This is a genomic window from Chryseobacterium sp. FH2 (assembly GCF_001045455.1).
Classification (GTDB): Bacteria; Bacteroidota; Bacteroidia; order Flavobacteriales; family Weeksellaceae; genus Chryseobacterium.
On record NZ_LFNE01000007.1, the window covers coordinates 38,496 to 56,498 of the forward strand.

General features: G+C 35.1%; 17 protein-coding genes. 12 read left to right on the plus strand and 5 right to left on the minus strand.

The features are described from left to right. Positions 1–18: 18 nt before the first annotated feature. Genes namA through ACM39_RS11885 form a run of 3 tightly spaced genes read left to right on the plus strand, consistent with a single transcriptional unit; the run spans position 19 to position 1,740 of the window. Positions 19–1,065 (plus strand): NADPH dehydrogenase NamA, encoded by a 1,047-nt coding sequence (namA, locus tag ACM39_RS11875; protein WP_048511270.1) that lies wholly within the window; start codon positions 19–21, stop codon positions 1,063–1,065. 37 nt (positions 1,066–1,102) lie between these two features. Further along, positions 1,103–1,384, plus strand: a complete 282-nt coding sequence (locus tag ACM39_RS11880; protein WP_048511271.1) for a DUF2752 domain-containing protein — start codon at positions 1,103–1,105, stop codon at positions 1,382–1,384. Between the two features lie 23 nt (positions 1,385–1,407). Continuing rightward, a complete protein-coding gene (locus ACM39_RS11885) occupies positions 1,408–1,740 on the plus strand; it encodes a CCC motif membrane protein (RefSeq protein ID WP_048511272.1) in 333 nt (110 codons plus the stop codon). Between the two features lie 74 nt (positions 1,741–1,814). On the opposite strand, the gene ACM39_RS11890 is transcribed toward ACM39_RS11885, so the two are convergent. Next, the gene (locus tag ACM39_RS11890; RefSeq protein WP_048511273.1) at positions 1,815–3,356 is read right to left on the minus strand and encodes an endonuclease; all 1,542 of its coding nucleotides are present in this window, start codon (positions 3,354–3,356) and stop codon (positions 1,815–1,817) included. A 264-nt stretch (positions 3,357–3,620) separates the two neighbouring features. Between ACM39_RS11890 and ACM39_RS11895 the strand changes: the two genes are divergently transcribed. Continuing rightward, positions 3,621–4,430 (plus strand): T9SS type A sorting domain-containing protein, encoded by an 810-nt coding sequence (locus ACM39_RS11895; RefSeq protein WP_048511274.1) that lies wholly within the window; start codon positions 3,621–3,623, stop codon positions 4,428–4,430. A 127-nt stretch (positions 4,431–4,557) separates the two neighbouring features. On the opposite strand, the gene ACM39_RS11900 is transcribed toward ACM39_RS11895, so the two are convergent. Both ACM39_RS11900 and ACM39_RS11905 read right to left on the minus strand, forming a co-directional pair. After that, positions 4,558–5,085, minus strand: a complete 528-nt coding sequence (locus ACM39_RS11900) for a DUF4136 domain-containing protein (protein ID WP_048511275.1) — start codon at positions 5,083–5,085, stop codon at positions 4,558–4,560. A gap of 1 nt (position 5,086) precedes the next feature. Next, a complete protein-coding gene (locus ACM39_RS11905) occupies positions 5,087–5,269 on the minus strand; it encodes a DUF5522 domain-containing protein (protein ID WP_048511276.1) in 183 nt (60 codons plus the stop codon). Between the two features lie 40 nt (positions 5,270–5,309). Between ACM39_RS11905 and ACM39_RS11910 the strand changes: the two genes are divergently transcribed. The 4 genes from ACM39_RS11910 to hemL all read left to right on the plus strand — a co-directional run bounded on the left by ACM39_RS11910 (position 5,310) and on the right by hemL (position 9,155). Next, entirely contained in the window at positions 5,310–5,636 is a 327-nt protein-coding gene (locus ACM39_RS11910) for a hypothetical protein (RefSeq protein WP_048511277.1), read from the plus strand. Positions 5,637–5,809: 173 nt separating this feature from the next. Next, positions 5,810–6,718 carry a 1-aminocyclopropane-1-carboxylate deaminase/D-cysteine desulfhydrase gene (locus ACM39_RS11915; RefSeq protein ID WP_048511278.1) on the plus strand — a complete coding sequence of 303 codons (909 nt, stop codon included), beginning with the start codon at positions 5,810–5,812 and terminating at the stop codon, positions 6,716–6,718. 15 nt (positions 6,719–6,733) lie between these two features. Further along, complete coding sequence (locus ACM39_RS11920; RefSeq protein WP_048511279.1) at positions 6,734–7,792, plus strand: glucosaminidase domain-containing protein; 1,059 nt, start codon at positions 6,734–6,736, stop codon at positions 7,790–7,792. Positions 7,793–7,871: 79 nt separating this feature from the next. Then, entirely contained in the window at positions 7,872–9,155 is a 1,284-nt protein-coding gene (hemL, locus tag ACM39_RS11925) for a glutamate-1-semialdehyde 2,1-aminomutase (protein ID WP_048511280.1), read from the plus strand. Between the two features lie 264 nt (positions 9,156–9,419). Here the strand turns inward: hemL and ACM39_RS11930 are convergent, their stop codons facing one another. After that, positions 9,420–10,844, minus strand: coding sequence for a hypothetical protein (locus ACM39_RS11930; RefSeq protein WP_048511281.1), 1,425 nt, complete (start codon positions 10,842–10,844; stop codon positions 9,420–9,422). A 40-nt stretch (positions 10,845–10,884) separates the two neighbouring features. Next, entirely contained in the window at positions 10,885–13,677 is a 2,793-nt protein-coding gene (locus ACM39_RS11935) for a TonB-dependent receptor domain-containing protein (protein ID WP_048511282.1), read from the minus strand. 192 nt (positions 13,678–13,869) lie between these two features. On the opposite strand from ACM39_RS11935, the gene ACM39_RS11940 reads away from it, so the two are divergent. From ACM39_RS11940 to ACM39_RS11955, 4 genes are all read left to right on the plus strand, one after another. Continuing rightward, positions 13,870–14,547 carry a response regulator gene (locus ACM39_RS11940; RefSeq protein ID WP_048511283.1) on the plus strand — a complete coding sequence of 226 codons (678 nt, stop codon included), beginning with the start codon at positions 13,870–13,872 and terminating at the stop codon, positions 14,545–14,547. 46 nt (positions 14,548–14,593) lie between these two features. Further along, entirely contained in the window at positions 14,594–15,625 is a 1,032-nt protein-coding gene (locus tag ACM39_RS11945) for a sensor histidine kinase (protein WP_048511284.1), read from the plus strand. 134 nt (positions 15,626–15,759) lie between these two features. After that, the gene (locus tag ACM39_RS11950; protein ID WP_048511473.1) at positions 15,760–16,356 is read left to right on the plus strand and encodes an IS1096 element passenger TnpR family protein; all 597 of its coding nucleotides are present in this window, start codon (positions 15,760–15,762) and stop codon (positions 16,354–16,356) included. Positions 16,357–16,596: 240 nt separating this feature from the next. Next, positions 16,597–17,943 (plus strand): alpha-amylase family glycosyl hydrolase, encoded by a 1,347-nt coding sequence (locus ACM39_RS11955; RefSeq protein WP_048511285.1) that lies wholly within the window; start codon positions 16,597–16,599, stop codon positions 17,941–17,943. Positions 17,944–18,003: the final 60 nt, after the last annotated feature.

An 18,003-nucleotide genomic window follows, 5' to 3' on the forward strand; every position in this document is an offset into this window, starting at 1 on the left:
GAAAAATTCAAATCAAAAATGTTATACAATCCAATACAGTTCAGAAATATTGAGTTGAAAAACCGCTGGGTAATGTCACCAATGTGTATGTATTCTTGTGAGAACGGCTTAGCAAATGATTTCCATTTTGTACATTATGGAAGCAGATCGCAGGGCGGAACAGGGTTAATTATGGTTGAAGCAACAGGTGTGGAACCCCGCGGGAGAATTACCAATCATTGTATGGGGATCTGGAATGATGAGCAGGCTGAGAAACTTCAGAAAATTGTTGAATTTATTCACAAAAATTCTGAAAGCAAAATTGGAATTCAAATTGCTCACGCAGGAAGAAAAGGTTCAACCTGGAATAATATTCAAATCCCGATTGAAGAAGGCTGGGAAACGGTTGCCCCGAGTCCTGTTCCTTATCATCCGACAGAAAGAATTCCGCATGCTTTGACTGTTGAGGAAATTAAAGCACAGATTCAGAATTTTAAAAATGCAGCAAAAAGAGCTGTAAAAGCGGGGTTTGATATTATTGAAATCCACGGAGCGCATGGTTATTTGATTCATCAGTTTTTATCGCCCCTTTCAAATATCAGGACGGATGAATATGGTGGAAGTTTTGAAAACAGGATCCGGTTTTTAATTGAAATCGTTGATGCCGTCAATGAAGAACTCGATGAGAATGTAGCTTTATTTGTAAGGATTTCCGGAACTGAATACACTGCAAATGGCTGGGATATTGAAAGCAGCGTAGAATTGGCAAAGATTTTAAAACATCACCATGTTGATTTAGTTGATGTTTCCAGCGGAGGAAATATTCACGGAGTGAAAATTCCTCTTTTTGACGGTTACCAGGTTCCTCTTGCGTCCCAGGTAAAAAATGGAGCTGAAATTAAAACAGGAGCTGTGGGATTAATTACAACTGCGGAACATGCGGAAAGTATCCTTCAAAATGGAGACGCTGATTTAATTTTTATTGCAAGAGAAATTTTAAGAAACCCATATATCGCTGTTCAGGGTTCGTTTGCAATGAAACAGGATTGCTTTTTCCCACACCAATATTTAAGAGCCAAAATTTAAAGTAATTTTATATATTTGATAGCCAAAAAACATAAAAATGAAAATAGAAGACTTCATGTTATCATGCCCCAGCAAAAAATTCCTAGGAATAGAATGCTTCGGCTGTGGTACACAGAGAGCTATTGTCATGGTTTTTGAAGGGAGATTTGTAGAGGCCTTTCATATGTTTCCGGCAGTCTATACTTTGTTGCTGTTTTTCGCAGCAATATTCCTCAATTTTGTAGACAGAAAAAGAAATTACAGTAATATATTAGTTCTTTTAGCTATTATTAATGCCGTAATTATGGTAACATCCTATTTCTGCAAGCATTTCTTTTAAAATATATATTTAAAATTATAACTATGAATGAACAAAAATTACCAAACGCAACAGCCGTATTAATCTTAGGAATTGTATCTATTTTAGGATGTTGCTGCTATGGTCTTCCGGGGTTAATCGCCGGGATTATCGCTCTTGTTCTTGCTAAAAAAGATGGTGAGCTTTATAAAAATAATCCAACAGCGTATTCTAATTACAGTCAGCTTAACGCCGGTAAAATCATGGCTATTATAGGAATCATACTAAGCGTATTGTATGTTATTTATGTAATTGTATTGGTCTCAACAGTGGGTTGGGATGCAATGAAGGATCCGCAACTGATGCAGGAGAGGATAAAGGATATAATGGGACAGTAATTATAAAATAAAATACCAGAAAAGACCGCTCAATGCGGTCTTTTTTATTAATTTAAGTGAAAATTTCTAATTTATTACTTCACAATAAATTTTATACCAGCATTATCCAGTTTCAAAATATAAACTCCTTGTGGCAGATTTATTATTTTAATTGAATTTCTGCTGTTTTTAAAAGGGAGGTCAATAGTCTGCATTATTTTCCCCTGAAGATTATAGATTTCAGCTTTTTTAATGTTTTCAGTTTTACCTTTTACAAAAATTTCCTGATTGGAAATAGGATTTGGATAAATCTGTAAATCTTTAATTTCATTAATCAATTCCGGAGAAATACTTTTGCTCTGTTTTCCGGTAGATGAATAACAAGTCCAGCTTAGATTGTCAATTGCCACCCTGTTACTGCCTGATGTATTTTCTAATGATATAATTACGTTCCCTGAAACATTGATATTATTAATTGTTGTCGTTGTTGTATTGGTATTGTAAGGAATCGTTCCAACTGTTGTTCCGTTTACTTTTACGTTAAAAGTTCCATTGCTTCCTGAGAACTTCAATTGAGTTGTCACAGTTAATGAACCTATCCCGTTTGCCGAGCTGCTTGATGTTAACGAACCTGCTCTTACTGTAATTGCTTTTGTAGAAATCGTTTGATCTGTTCTTGCATCAGTTGCGGTCCATGAAATTCCGCTGTTTGTCCATGTTCTGGTTGAATATGTGGAAGGGCTGCTTGTCGGAATATTTTCAAATGTTTCATTCACACAATTTGTTCCAGAAGGTGCTTCCGGTGGAGTTGTAGTGCCTCCGCCTGTAGAGCCCGATCCCCAGATTAAATTCACGTAATTAGGGTTATCTATGAAAGGGTTTCTATTTCCCTGATATGTATAAGAAGCATTATTTCGGGTAATTTCAGCTTGGGAGACGGGATCCTGATTATGCCAGGCCAACAAAACATTCAGCTCCCAAGTTTGTAATCCCGGGAAAGTAGTATTTCCCAGCATATTTCCCGAAGTGAAAGTTGAAAGTTTGCTTTGATAGCGTGTTACAAAATAAAAAATCATCCTTGCAACATCACCTTTAAATTCATCAATTGGTTCAAAGACTGTCCCAGAATATCCTGATGAAGCAGAATTTCCAAGTTTTGAGCCGTTTTTAGAAGTGAAAGTTGCAGTTCCCACTTTTCCAAAAGGATAATTTGAACGCATCCCGTTTACTTTTCCGTCTGTTGCTCTGATAAAATGAATGTCAGAAACCATCGGTGAAGATTCATTAAACAAACTTTGAGGAACAATATGCTCCCTGTTATAGCAATTTCCCTCAACTGAATATGTCCCGCACTGATTGGTTCCCGGAGTAAATTTGTAAGGATCTGCTCCGTTTGGTTTTTCAGAATAGATGTCCATAATCGAACCGTCATTTTCGTAAGTTTTGTCAATATCAGTCGTTTTATAGCCGGTCCAAAGTCCATTATAACCTTTATCTTGATGACCGTTTGTGATAATGGTGCTTAAAGCGGTCTTCAAAGATGCTCCAGATAATCCGTTTGCGGAATTATAATAACCGGCCGGAGCCTGAGCTTGCATTAATCCTGCAAAACTTAGAAATAAGATAATTTTTTTCATATTAATTAAATTTTCAGTAAGATTACTACATTTTTATGAATGTAAAATTACGTTTCTGTTAAATCTTAATGCTGTGAATTGTAATCAGACTTCACAAATAATGAATTTTTATTTACATGCTAATCTGTAATTCATATCTGAGAACGCTTGTATTAATTTACTTTTAACCATGAATTAATTTTCATTTAATTGATATAAATCATAAAATATTGAAATAGTATTAGCCTAAAAAGAATTATTTTCGTTCTATTATTTTTATTTAGAATGGTTAAAAATTTATCTTTTAAAATTTATCTTCCTTTAATAGGAATTTTTTTTGGTAATTCTGTGAATGCCCAATGCAATATCGTTGATAGCTTTTCAGAAAACTTTGACACTTACACTGCGCCGGAAAGTATCGTTCCGACCTGTTGGGATAGAATTGCTTTAAATGGAGCAAGTCAGATTATTTCCAGTACATCACCTGCTTCGGGTACAGGGCAGATTTATCAGTTCGGATACGGAAGCGGTAAAACATCCATTGTAATTTTTCCAAAGCTAAGCAATGTTAATGCAGGAACGCATCACTTTAAATTCAAAGCTAAAGCTAATTCGGGAGGAGGGTTTCTTGAGTTTGGATATATTACAGACATCAGTGATGCATCAACCTTTGTAGTATTGAAGCAGGTTATAATCACAAACAGTACTTATGACTCTACCGCTGAAAAAACAATAACAGTTCCTACTACAATTCCTGCGGATGTAAGGCTTGGAATTCGTAATAACGGTGCTACTTTTGCCGGATATTATTGGGACGATGCGGTTTGGGAGCCTATTCCGAATTTAGGGACTCATGAAGCTATTGACTTGTCAACAGTGAAAGTATATCCAAATCCGGTTCAGGACATTTTGAATATTTCAGACGTTAGAGATGTGAAATCGATTACAATTACTGATGCAGTAGGAAGAATGGTAAAATTTATTGAGAAGCCATCAACAGTTTTACAGGTGAATGATTTAGAAAAAGGAATTTATTTTGTGGCGTTGCATTACAAAAACGGAAGTAATACATCTACCAAAATTATAAAAAAATAAAAAAGGGGTTTTTTATATTTTAACTAAGAAAATGCTGTTTCACATTGTGAAACAGCATTTTTTCATAAAACAAAAAGTCAACACAAAAATTTGTATTGACTTTACATATATTTGATTGATTTAAATCTTATTTTCTTTGTGGGGGATAATTTTTCATAATTTCCGCCATGATTTCAGGGATTTGTCTTTGTTTCGCTTTTGGAGAATCTACAGAAATTCCGCTTCCGATACCTTGCCAAACCAATTTTTGAGACTTCGCATCTACCAAATCCACGATAATTGCTCCTTCATTATAATTGCTTGTCCAGGTTCTGCTCATTCCAACTCCCCAGCCGAAAGGGCCACCCCAGCCATACATTCCGTACGGTGAATTGTTGGTAATATCAGTAACTTTTTTATGGTTTGCTTTTACATTTACAATTAAATCAGGATTTTCACCAGATTGAAGACCTCTGCTTTGAAGTTGTTTAGACAATTCATTCAAAACCCTGTCTTTATCAATATCATTCAACTTCAGATCATCAATTCTTATTTTATATGTTTTGTAAGAAGTGAAGTTTGCCGTATCCGCATAATCAGAACGTACGTTGAAAGGACTACAAGATGTTAAACCCAACGTAGCCGAAGCTAACAAAATAAAAATATATTTTTTCATTTTATTTATTTTTTTTATCGTTTTTAATGAATGTATCGGTCTTTTTATAGTATCCGTAAGGACAATGTCTACAGCCACTTTTACAGCAATATCCTCTTTTCAGATGAAATTTCTCCGTAAAAACCTTGTACCCCTGCTCGTTGTAGTAAAAGTCTTCACCTTCTTTGATGTCAAAAAGTGCCATAAGTTAAATCTCTAAGTCAAAAAACTTTATATTTGTTATTATGATAATTGTATGCCAAAAGCCATTAAAAAAATTAAAAATTAACGGCATTGCTCTTTTTCCCTTTATCTTCATTAGGAAACCCGAAGATAAGGAAAATAATATACTTATCAATCACGAAAAGATCCACTTGAGACAACAATTGGAAATGCTTGTTATTTTCTTTTATATATTCTACGTCATTGAATATTATTATTGGGTTTTTAAATTAAAAAACACTCATCTGGCTTACAAAAGAATTTCCTTCGAAAGAGAAGCTTATGCTAATGAATCTGATTTAGAATATCTTAAAAAAAGAAAATTCTGGAATTTCAGGAAATACCTGTAGTGGTTTGGGTTCAAAGCGAATATCTCAACTCTTTATAATATTCTCACTACACTCCTTTGGGGTCAGAAGGGCAAACAGTGTGAATATATGTTTTGCCGGGCGAAATGCCATAGAGAACATAAAAAAAACATTATTTTTGTTAAATAAAACCTAGCGAACACAGCGTTAAAAGTATGCTACTACAATTTCCAACAGATAACATCCCTATTCAGGAAATCCCTATTAATAAAAATGTAAAACTTTTCATTAAAAGAGAAGATTTAATTCATCCTCAAATTTCTGGGAATAAATATTGGAAGCTGTTTTTTAATATTAATAAATATTTAGAGAAAAATCCTGGAAAACCTTACATTATTACCTTTGGTGGAGCATTTTCTAATCATATTGCCGCGGTTTCTGCTGTTGGAAGTTTTACAGGAATTCCAACATTGGGAATTGTAAGAGGGGAGGAACTTAAAAATAAGTGGCGTGACAATCCGACCTTACTTTTTGCTAAAAGAAACGGAATGAATTTACAATTCGTTACCCGTGAGGAATATCGAAACAAAGATAAATTAACCGAATTTTTGCAACAGGAATTCCCGGAAGCTTTAATTGTTCCCGAAGGCGGTACCAATGAAGATGCTGTAGCAGGCGTGAAAATGATGCTCAATAATGAAACAAAAGATTTTGATTATCTTTGCACTGCAGTTGGAACAGGAGGGACCGTTGCGGGAATTTCAAAATATTGTGAAGAGAATCAGAAAGTTATTGGCTTTAAAGTGGTTGATGATGATTCACTTGAAAATAAAATCTTTGAATTAACCTTAAAGAAAAACTTTAATCTAATAGATTCTGGTTTTGGAGGTTATGGTAAAATAAAAGATGAAAATGTCCGTTTTATCAATAATTTTAAAGAGAAATACGGAGTTCCTTTAGAACCGATTTATACAGGAAAGATGATGCAGAAGGTTTTTGAATTGATAGATGAAGGTTTTTTTCCTGAAAACAGCAAAATTTTGTGCTTTCACACAGGTGGATTGCAGGGTATTGAGGGTGCTAATTTGCTTTTAGAAAAACAGAATAGAAATTTAATTATATAAGTAAAATTGAAAAACATGAAAAGACTTTTTTTACTCATAAGCCTTTTAGTTTTATCAAAATTCTCGGCTCAGTCTTGGGCTACTGAAGATCAATATATCCAAAAATTTGCAAAATATGCGGTAGAGGAAATGGAAAAGTATAAGATTCCTGCTTCTATTACTCTTGCACAGGGACTTTTGGAAACGGGTGGCGGACAAAGCCGGCTGGCCCAGGAAGGCAAAAATCATTTTGGGATAAAGTGTAAAGAAGACTGGACGGGAAAAACCATGAAACATACAGATGATGCTCCCAATGAGTGTTTCCGTGTGTATGATGATCCCAGACAATCTTACGAAGATCATTCTGTATTTTTATCGACAAGAAAATATTACGCCAATCTTTTCAATTTGGATATGAAGGATTACAAAGCCTGGGCTTACGGTCTGAAGAAGGCTGGTTATGCAACAAATCCTCGCTATGCATCCATCTTGATTGGTAAAATTGAAAGATATAAACTGTACGAATTTGATAATACAAGTTCTAGAGAAGTTCTTTATGCAGTTCTGAAAATGTACCCTGATTTAAGAGATGACAGAACTTTCATGGCTCAATTGGAGCCTGAAAAATATGTGAACAAGGCTAAAGATCCTGTTACCGTTGAAGTTCCCTATAAACAAACTTCTTTCGCTCAACAACAAAAAAGAGTAGAAAAAATTAAAACAAAAGCAGAAGTCCTTAATTCAATTTTAATTAAAAGCCATCCGAATGACGGTTTAAAATATATCATAATTCCTGAAGATACAAACATACAGTTCATCGCCAATAAATTCAAAGTAAGCGAAAGCAGGCTGATGAAATGGAACGAACTTGAAAGTGATGTTTTAAAGAAAAACGATATCATTTTCCTTGAATCAAAAAATTCTGAAGGAAATACAGCAACTTATAAAGCCGAATATGGTGAAAATATGCACGATATCGCACAAAAATTCGGAATCAAATTAAATAAATTATACGCTAAAAACAGAATGGATGAAGGTCAAAAACCTTCTGCCGGACAATTGATTTATTTAATTGATAAAAAACCTAGAAATTAATTTAATTTTTATAATGAAAGTTGCTGGTTGATAGGTTCGTTTAACTGTTAACTGGCAATTGTCAGTTTCAATAAAAGATATGAAATACCAAAGAAGTTCAGCTTTATTCGATGAAGCTTATAAATACATTCCGGGAGGGGTAAATTCTCCGGTACGTGCGTTCAAATCAGTAGGAGGAATTCCTGTTTTCATGAAATCTGCAAAAGGAGCCTACCTTACAGATGCCGATGATAATACCTATATTGATTATATAAATTCTTGGGGACCAGCTATTTTGGGTCATACTCATCCTGAGGTTTTAGAGGAATTAAAAATCCAGGCAGAGAAAGGTTTTTCTTTCGGTGCTCCAACTGAACTGGAAACTGAGATTGCAAAATTCATCGTGGAAAATGTCCCGAATATCGACCAAATCAGAATGGTTTCTTCAGGAACAGAAGCTTGTATGAGCGCTATCAGGTTGGCAAGAGGTTTCACCGGAAGAAATAAATTTATAAAATTTGAAGGCTGTTATCACGGTCATTCAGATTCATTTTTGATTAAGGCTGGAAGTGGCGCTGCAACTTTTGGTAATCCGAATTCTCCGGGGGTAACAGGAGGAACGGCAAAAGATACTTTGTTGGCAAGATATAATGATTTTGAGCAGGTTGAAGATTTATTCAGACACAATCAGGGTGAAATTGCTGCGGTAATTATCGAGCCTGTTGCCGGAAATATGGGTTGTGTCCTTCCTGAAAATGAATTTCTTCAAAAATTAAGAAAAATCTGTGACGAAAACGGAGCTTTATTGATTTTTGATGAGGTAATGACCGGTTTTAGACTGGCCTTTGGTGGGGCTCAGGAGCTTTTCAATGTTAAAGCAGATTTGGTGACTTACGGTAAGGTTATTGGAGGAGGCCTTCCGGTTGGTGCTTTTGCAGGGAGAAACGAAATTATGGATCATTTAGCTCCAAAAGGAGGGGTTTATCAGGCCGGAACATTAAGCGGAAATCCTTTGGCAATGAGAGCAGGTTTAAAAACGTTGCAAATCATCAAAAATGATCCGGAATTTTTCAACAGATTAGCAAAAACAACAGAAACTTTAGATTTTGAAATTGGAAAAATTTTGAATGAAAAGGGAATTGCGCATAAAATCAATAGAAAAGGTTCAATGATGTCTGTTTTCTTTCATATCAACAGAGTTTCTAATTTTGATGAAGCTCAGGAAGCAAATCATGCATTATTTAATAATTTCTTCCATCAAATGCTGACAAATGGAATATATCTCCCGCCAAGCGGATATGAAACCTACTTTATCAGTGATGCTATTAGAGATAAAGAAATTGATATGACACTGGAAGCTGTCAGGAAATTTGATTTTTCTTAGAGCTTTTAAAATATAAAATTGAAAAGGATGAAGTGTAAAACTTTATCCTTTTTTATTTAAAATAAACATCTGAATAACTTGTCATTTCGACTTAGAAGAAATTTGAAAATATAAATATTTCTGTGAAAGGAAACTAAATTTAAAAAAATGGCTAGGCTTGAAACTGATTTTTTATATTGAAAATCCCTCGAAATTACTTCCGAAGGATTTTCTTAATTTGATATATGAAGAACTAATTACTTCTATTGTATAGAATGACTAATTTTATAGGTTGTAGTTTGTCCAACCAGCGTACCAAGTATCGTTAGCATCTTTAACGGCTCCTCTGTAAGTTACCGGAGTAAACCAAGATGTTAATTTAGCGTGAGTGAATAAGCCGCCTGTTAATAAAGGAGAGTCTGCAGCAGGAGAGAAGTTTGGAGTAGTTCCTGCAGGAGCCCAGGCATTTGTAAATTTCACATCAGCCGTATATGGAAGGATAGAGTTTCCTCCTGTATTAAACCAGCTTGTAAGGGCTGCTAAAGTATAAGGGGTAGGAGATGATGTAGATGGCCCGAATTTTAAAGGAGTTGTGTTCCCTGCTAAAATATTATTCTGGAAAGCCAAGTTTGAATTAACAATATTGTTATCTGTAGGAGCACCTTTCGTTGCGTCAATAAATAAACCGATTGGGAATCCCGTGAAAACAGAGTTGAATACTGAGATTGATGAATTTCTTCTTATCTGTAAAGCATGCTGGAACAGAGAGTTGATTGATCCGGCGTTTGTGCTTGTGCTTGTAGAGTTGATTGGACCAATAATGGTCATGTTTGAGAACGTAGCAGATGTCTGCGGGGTTAAAGAAGAGCCATTAGCATCATTATCAGATTCGAAAGCATTAGAACCTGACACGTCTGCTACCTGAGCATCTCTTACAGCAATACCAAACTGGATTTTTCCCGAGAAACCGTTATCAGTATCGAAATCATCATCGAGACCTTTATAAGAAATAAGGTGAGAACAGTTTACAGTTCCTCCGAACCATTCAAAACTATCATCATTTGCATAAGCAACTTCTACGTAATCTACTGTAGTACCGTTACCTACACCTCCGAATGTAATTCCGTTGATTTCTTTATCCGGCAAGAATGCATACCCTGCGTATTCTACTCTTACATACTTTAATATACCACTGTTATCAGCAGCATTTGTTCCTCCGTAAAGACCAAGACCTTCAGTGTTGTTGATACCACCTTCAATCTCTCCGATTCCAGCTTGTCCGTTGAAAGAAGCATTCGTAGGAGCAGCTCCCAAGATTACCAAACCTGCCCAGTCACCTCTTTTAGGGCTTGGTTTTTCTGAGGTAAAGATAATTGGGTTTGAAGCAGTACCTTCTGCCATGATTTTACTTCCTCTTGTAATAATTAACGAACCGTTTTTATCAGCCTCACCTACAATTTTTGTTCCTGGCTCGATAGTTAAAGTTGCTCCGTTAGTTACATATACTAATCCTCTCAGCTTATAGATATTGTTAGCTTTAAGAGTAAGATTGGTAGTGATTTTTCCTGAAAGAATAAGATTTTCAGTACTTCCGTTTCCTGAACCTCCATTTTGAACGATAGTTTCACCATCTTCTTCTATATTTCTACATGCGGTAATAGTTGTTGCTAATGTACCAAGCATTAAAGAGTATAAAACAATTTTTTTCATGTTATAAAGACTTATTTTATTAGATTAGATTTTGATTAAATTAAAAGCTGTACCCCAGAGTTAAACTAATGTTAGTTCCTGTTACTCTGTCTATAGCAAGTGCATCCGCACTGTCATATTTTTTATTATTATTCAAGTCATGGTAGAACTTCGCATGGCGATTTAAGATATCAGAAACATTAAGCTTGATTTCTCCTTTGTTCTGCCATATTTTTTTTGCAACCTGAAAATCAAGAAGTGGTCTTGGTGCTTCCCAGATTGGTGGAACCTGGTCGTTTCCTACATAAAGAATTCTCCTTCCTATCACGTTGAAAAGTACTGTTGAGCTCCATCCTGTTTTTTCAGCATCGTACTGAAGGCTTAGATTGACTGTATAAGGAGATTGCCCCTGCATAGGTCTGTCTGTATTAGTTGCTTCGTCCGTTACTCTGTTTTTGATTAAAGCGAAGTTTCCACCTAAAGTGAAGTTTTTGAAGGTGCTTACAAAATCAAGTTTTTTTCTGAATTCAAGCTCAGCACCATAAGCATCAGCCTTATCTACGTTTAGGTAGTTGAAAGTGTTACTTGTTCCTACACCAGACTGATTAAAGTATAATTCAATCGGGTTTTTGAAGTTTTTATAGAAACCTGCCACAGATAGAATTTCTCCATTTCTGGGATACCATTCCCAACGAAGATCCGCATTGGTGATTTTAGTTCGTTGGATAAATTTATTTCCGATTACTGTCGCCCCTAAATCGAAATCGTAGTATGCTAAAGGAGAAACTTCCCTAAATTCGGGCCTTACAACAGTCTGTGAGCCTGCAACACGAATGTTCATGTTATTGGTTACTTTGAAGGTCAGGTTTAATGCCGGTAAAAAGTCTGTAACTCGAGTGTTTACAAAACGATCATCGCTTCTCTTTGTGCTTCCTACCAATTGGTCAAAGTTTTCAACTCTTAATCCCCATACAGCTCTTAACCAGGGTGTAAAGTTGTTGTCAAATTGTAAATAACCTGCATTTAGGATTGTATTGGCAATATATCTGTACTGATTTCCGGCAATTTCGTCGAAAGTAAATTGATCTCCGCCTGTTCCGAAGTTTTCAGGATTAAAGATTGTTTCGAACGGCTGAGAAAGTAATCCCTGATTATATCCTTCAAGTCTTACAGAGAAGGGTCTTGAGTTATAAATTCTGTCTTTTACCTGAAATAGATATCCTCCTTTTACTGTTTGTTTTTGCCCAAACATCTCAAAGGTTTTGGATACATCTCCTCCTGCATTATATAAATAATCACTGAGAGTAGAGTAGAATACACTTCCTGATTTTTGTGAAAGTCCATTGGAAATTAAAGCCAGGTAAGGGCTTCCTGTCATATCAGGATACTGATTGTACTGTAGACGTTGTAGTAGTGGAATGTATTGATCTAAAATACCAAAACTTCCGTACCAATTGAAGGTAAGACCTCCAAGAGCATCTATTTTATGTGTCCCGTTAAGAGTCGAATTGTAGAAAGTAGTTTCTTTAAACCCAATCTCCCTCGCCATAATATTGGTTCCGTTTACAGGGTCAAATTCAAAATCTTTTCCTGTTCTGAAAGACATATGATTTACCGTATTGTTGGTAATGATATTCTTCAGGGAAATTTTATTATTGTTGTTAAGCTTTAAGGTAAGGTTTAATAAACCTCCTAAAATAACATCATTTTGGTATTTTTCCGTAAAATAATCAAAGTTGGTATCCGCTAGTTCATCATTGATAGTAAAGAAGCGGTTTTTAGATTCAGTTCTTCTTTTATTGTTACTGTAGTTAAGAACTGCGATAACTCCCAAATCTTTTCCGAAAACTTTTGTATTAAAACCGCCGTCTAACTGTAAACTTAAATTTTCAGGATATCCGATACTGCTATATCCAAGGTTTTTTACATATTGTTTACCAATTCCGGTTTTATCAGCATCATCCAAAATACTAAACGCATTTTTTGCAGGCATGCTGCTCGGAAGTTTTCTGGTTCCGTCATCAATCCCTAGAAAATCCCACTTTCCACCTTTCTGCATATGGAATTCATGTCCCATTGTGATAGAGTTTCCTCCAACACCTACCTGAAGATTAAAAAAGTTTTTGTTTGGAATATCTTTAGTGTTTACCTGGATCAGCCCTCCTCCCCATTCTCCACTGTATTCAGGAATAAAAGTTTTATTGATAACAAGTGTTTCGATCACATTAGCGGGAAACAGATCAAAAGAGAAAGTCTTTCTGTCCGGTTCTGTACTTGATAACTGAATACCATTCAGCATAGCTTGGTTATAGCGGTCTGATAACCCCCTTACTACGATATATTTTCCGTCAAATAAACTTACCCCGGATACTCTTTTCAGAACTTCTCCTGTATTTCTGTCCGGACTTCTTTTGATGGCTTCAACACCGATAACCTGTGAAACAACACCTGCATTTCTTTGTAAACCGATAGTAGATGCAATTGTTTCTTTTCTGGCATTGGATTTTATGACAACACCTTCAATTTGTTTCTCCTTGGTAGATGGCTTATCTAAAATAATATCAAGATGAGTATTTGCGTCATTTTTTACAATAACCTCACTGATTTCTTTTTTGTTGTATCCATTGGAAGTTACTGTTATAACATAGTTGGTTCCGGGTGGAAGACTGAGAGAGTAGTTTCCGGAAATGTCAGTAGTTACCTCCTGGTCATTTACCTTTACTTTTACTCCTTCAATAGGAGTATTGTCCTTCTCATCCAATACCCTACCTTCTAAAACCTGACTTTGTGCAAATGCATAGCCAGCAGAAAACAAGGCAAGTAGCATAATGCTCTTGTGGAATTGTTTTTTCATTTTACTTTATCTTACTATATTCTTTCGGTGCAAAGGAAGTAAAGAAAGATGGGGTAAATGGTTTAGTAAATTTTAATTTTTTCTTAACTAAACATTAACAAAAGAATATTATTGTTAACTTTATGTGAACGATAACCTATTTATTAATCTGTCATTCAAAAATTATTAACTTTGACTCAGTAAAAATTAAAAATGAACCAAAAGAAAATCCTCTTAATAGACGACGAACTGGATATTTTAGAGATTCTGTCTTACAACCTAGAAAAGGAAGGCTATGATATCTACACAGCTACAAACGGTAACGAAGGTATCAATAAAGCCAAAGAAATTGTTCCCGATTTGATATTGTTGGATGTCATGATGCCGGAAAAAGACGGTATAGAAACTTGCCAGGAACTTCGGAAAATCAAGGAGCTTCAGAAGACGCTTATCGTTTTCCTTTCTGCAAGGAGTGAAGAATTCTCTCAATTGGCAGGCTTTCAGGCGGGAGCAAATGATTATATTGTAAAATTGATCAAGCCTAAAATCCTTATTTCTAAAGTAAATGCATTATTACAGCTGACTTCTCAGGTTTCTGATAATGCTAAACTGATTGAAATCGGGGATTTAGTAATTGATAAAGACAATTTCAGGGTTTCTAAAAGTGGGCAGCAGTTCTTACTTCCTAAAAAAGAATTCGATTTATTGTATCTTTTAGCTTCAAATACGGAAAAAGTTTTCAAAAGAGAGGAAATTCTGGAGAAAGTTTGGGGTAATGACGTAATCGTGGGAGAAAGAACAATTGATGTTCACATCAGAAGATTAAGAGAAAAGCTTGGTATTAATACCATTCAGACATTAAAGGGAATTGGGTATAAACTTATTGTTTAATACTCAGTTTCTTACATTTACATAAACCAATAAAAATGTTGTAAAATTGAAATTTTACAGACTCACACTCGTCGCCTCTTGTCTTTTGACATTGGTGATGTTTCTTTTAGTAATCATTTTTGATTCACTAAAGGATATCTATTACAGCACTCCCTTCTTTAAAATAGGCCTGTTTATATGTCTTATTTTTATTTTTGTAATTAATTATATAGTTCTTGAGTTGCTTTTCAATTATTACGGAAAGAAACAGGTCCGTGGTCTTTCTCAGATTTTACCTCAGGAAATTGTACATGCTAATGATGAAAATATTACCATTAAAGAATTGGGAGAAAGATTTTCTGACCTCAATCAGCAGCAAGTTACAGAAATTGATATGATGAAAGAGATGGAGAGCTATCGTAAAGAATATATCGGAAATGTTTCTCACGAGCTTAAAACCCCATTGTTTTCCATTCAGGGATATGTTGAAACGTTAAGAGATGGCGGAGTGGATAATATGACGATTCGTGACAAATATTTGGAGAGAATTGATATTTCTGTGGAAAGGCTGATCGCGATCGTTACAGATTTGGATATGATCAACAGGCTTGAAGCGGGTGAAATTAACCTTACGGTTTCAAAATTTGATGTCAACCTCCTGATTAAAGAAATTTTCGATTTATTAGATCTTGAAGCTGAAAAGCACAATACAACCTTACAAATCCAGACTTTGCATCCTCAAATTTTTGTAGATGCTGATAAGCAAAAAATTTCACAGGTATTTATTAATTTAATTTCAAATGCCATTCATTATGCCAATAGACAGGAAGCTAAGGTTGTTGTAAAAACGAGCATTCTTAAAAATAAAGTCTTAATAGAAGTTATTGATAACGGAATGGGGATAAAGCCGGAGAGTTTACCTAGAATTTTTGAAAGATTTTATCGCGTAGAAACCAGCAGAAGCAGAAGGGAAGGAGGCTCCGGGCTCGGCTTGGCGATCGTAAAACATATCCTTGAGGCGCATAACGAAAATATTACTGTGGAGAGTGTTTATCTTGAAGGAACTAAATTCAGTTTTATGCTTGAAAAAAGTAAATAATTTTCGCAAAATGTAAGAAAAAAAAATATTTTAAAAAATCATGAAATATTTTTTTGTCACATATCATTTATTTTATATTTGCAGGAGAGATTTATCATAATAATAAAGGCAAAAAAAGTAAATTAAAAACTGATATGGTTTACAAAATCCGCGTAATATTAGATGCGAAAGAAGATATTTTCCGTGATATCGAAGTTAAAGGAAAACAGACGCTATGGAACTTACATTTAGGAATTAAGAGTGCATTCAGCTTGCAGGGAGACGAGCTTTCTACTTTTAATTTGCTTGAAGAAGATGGAACAATAGTAAAAAGTGTTCCGTTAGAAGATATGAGTGACGATGGCGATGGCGAGATTATGTCGGATGTTTACATTGATGAGGCATTTGCTAATGTAAGTGATAAAGCTCAGTTTCAGTACGGACTTTTAGACCTTTGGGAATTTTTCTGTGAATTAGTTGAGATTATTGACGAAACAAAAGGCGTTAATTACCCAATTACTGTTTACAGATTCGGAAATGTTCCTTTAAAAGCCCCTAGCAAAAGCGGAAGCGCAGGAGGATCTAAAAAGAAATCAGCGATGCCTTTAATGGATGATGATTTCAGTTTTGAAGACGACTTCGGAAGCAGCAACAATTTTGCGGATGAAGATGATGACAACTTTGATGACGAAGAAGAAGACTATGATGATGATGTTTTCGATGATGAAGACGATGATAACGAAGAAAGATAAAAGACATTTTAAATTATATGGCCCTGAATGAAAATTCGGGGCTTTTTTGGAATGATTTTTAAACGCTTCTTCCTGTTATCCACTTTTATTCTTCGCTCCTTTGCCTTTGCTGCGGGGTAGCCGTTTCTATCTGGGCTATAATACCCAGTGTCATCATAAATTTTCGTAATAGCAGGGTCTTTTTGCTTTAAAAAATTCTATCTTTTAGCACAAATTATTACATTTGTTAAAAATCGCTTAATGAAAAAATTAATTTTATTAGCTGCAATTGGTCTGGGAATTGTTTCCTGTACCACTCAAAATACAAAAAAGATGGCGGATTTACCTAAGGGCTGGAAACACAATACAAATATCTACGAGGTCAACGTAAGACAATATACTAAAGAAGGAACTTTCAAAGCATTTGAAAAAGAAATGCCGAGGCTGAAATCAATGGGAATCAAAACACTTTGGTTTATGCCCATCACTCCGATTGCTCAACAGAATAAAAAAGGAAGTTTAGGCAGCCCTTATGCAGCGGCAGATTATACATCTGTCAATCCTGAATTCGGAACACTGGACGATTTTAAACACATGGTCAATGAAGCTCATAGATTAGGATTCAAAGTAATTATCGATTGGGTGGCAAACCATACAGGTTGGGATCATGTTTGGACAAAAACACATCCTGAATTTTATTTAAAAGATCTGGATGGAAGTTTTCATCGTGCTTCAGGAATGGATGATATCATCGAACTGGATTATAAGAACCAGGAAATGCGCCTTGCAATGATCGACGCCATGAAGTATTGGGTAAAAGAAACAAATATTGATGGTTTCAGATGTGATTTGGCCTCTTGGGTTGAGGTTGATTTCTGGCAACAGGCACGTCCTGAGGTTGAAAAAATTAAACCTTTATTTTGGTTAGGTGAATTTGATGAATTGGAAAGTCCGGAATACGGAAAAGTTTTCGATGCAAGTTATTCTTGGAAATGGATGCATAAATCTGCAGACTATTATAAGAAAAATGAACCGCTTCAAGAGCTTAAAGACTTATTGGTACAGTATTCAAATATCGGAGATAGCTCAATGAGGGCTTGGTTCACAACCAATCACGATGAAAATTCATGGAACGGAACAGAATATGAAAAATATGGAGCCATCACAAAACCAATGGCAGTATTTTCTGCAACCTGGAATGGTGTTCCATTATTATATTCGGGGCAGGAACTTCCCAATATGAAGCGTTTAGAATTCTTTGAAAAGGATGTTATCAAATGGACAAATACGTATCAGAATGCTGATTTTTATAAAACGTTATTAAATCTAAAAACTTCAAATCCTGCGTTGAGAGGAGGTGATGCAAGTGTTTCCACTTATCTTTTGAATACAACTGCTAATGATAAAATTTTAGCATACATAAGAAAAAACGGAAAAGATGAGGTCTTAGTGGTTTTAAACATGTCAAAGGAACCTGTAAATTTCAGAATTGAAGATGAAAATTTATCAGGAAATTTCAAAAATATATTTGACGGTAAAAAAAGAGATTTCACTAACGGAAAAGATTTTAATTTCAAAGTTTCAGATTATGTTGTATATGAAAAATAAACCGTTACAGCACCAGCTGAAGATTGAATTTAAAAAAGATAAAAAGCGGACTTTTAAGTC

Excerpts from the sequence above, each read along its gene's own strand:
- ACM39_RS11880 (WP_048511271.1), top strand. The coding sequence starts at position 1,103 with ATGAAAATAGAAGACTTCATGTTATCATGCCCCAGCAAAAAATTCCTA.
- ACM39_RS11935 (WP_048511282.1), bottom strand. The coding sequence starts at position 13,677 with ATGAAAAAACAATTCCACAAGAGCATTATGCTACTTGCCTTGTTTTCT.
- ACM39_RS11930 (WP_048511281.1), bottom strand. The coding sequence starts at position 10,844 with ATGAAAAAAATTGTTTTATACTCTTTAATGCTTGGTACATTAGCAACA.
- ACM39_RS11900 (WP_048511275.1), bottom strand. The coding sequence starts at position 5,085 with ATGAAAAAATATATTTTTATTTTGTTAGCTTCGGCTACGTTGGGTTTA.
- ACM39_RS11955 (WP_048511285.1), top strand. The coding sequence starts at position 16,597 with ATGAAAAAATTAATTTTATTAGCTGCAATTGGTCTGGGAATTGTTTCC.
- ACM39_RS11890 (WP_048511273.1), bottom strand. The coding sequence starts at position 3,356 with ATGAAAAAAATTATCTTATTTCTAAGTTTTGCAGGATTAATGCAAGCT.
- ACM39_RS11950 (WP_048511473.1), top strand. The coding sequence starts at position 15,760 with ATGGTTTACAAAATCCGCGTAATATTAGATGCGAAAGAAGATATTTTC.
- ACM39_RS11920 (WP_048511279.1), top strand. The coding sequence starts at position 6,734 with ATGAAAAGACTTTTTTTACTCATAAGCCTTTTAGTTTTATCAAAATTC.
- ACM39_RS11905 (WP_048511276.1), bottom strand. The coding sequence starts at position 5,269 with ATGGCACTTTTTGACATCAAAGAAGGTGAAGACTTTTACTACAACGAG.
- ACM39_RS11910 (WP_048511277.1), top strand. The coding sequence starts at position 5,310 with ATGATAATTGTATGCCAAAAGCCATTAAAAAAATTAAAAATTAACGGC.
- ACM39_RS11885 (WP_048511272.1), top strand. The coding sequence starts at position 1,408 with ATGAATGAACAAAAATTACCAAACGCAACAGCCGTATTAATCTTAGGA.
- ACM39_RS11895 (WP_048511274.1), top strand. The coding sequence starts at position 3,621 with ATGGTTAAAAATTTATCTTTTAAAATTTATCTTCCTTTAATAGGAATT.
- ACM39_RS11940 (WP_048511283.1), top strand. The coding sequence starts at position 13,870 with ATGAACCAAAAGAAAATCCTCTTAATAGACGACGAACTGGATATTTTA.
- ACM39_RS11915 (WP_048511278.1), top strand. The coding sequence starts at position 5,810 with ATGCTACTACAATTTCCAACAGATAACATCCCTATTCAGGAAATCCCT.
- namA (WP_048511270.1), top strand. The coding sequence starts at position 19 with ATGTTATACAATCCAATACAGTTCAGAAATATTGAGTTGAAAAACCGC.
- hemL (WP_048511280.1), top strand. The coding sequence starts at position 7,872 with ATGAAATACCAAAGAAGTTCAGCTTTATTCGATGAAGCTTATAAATAC.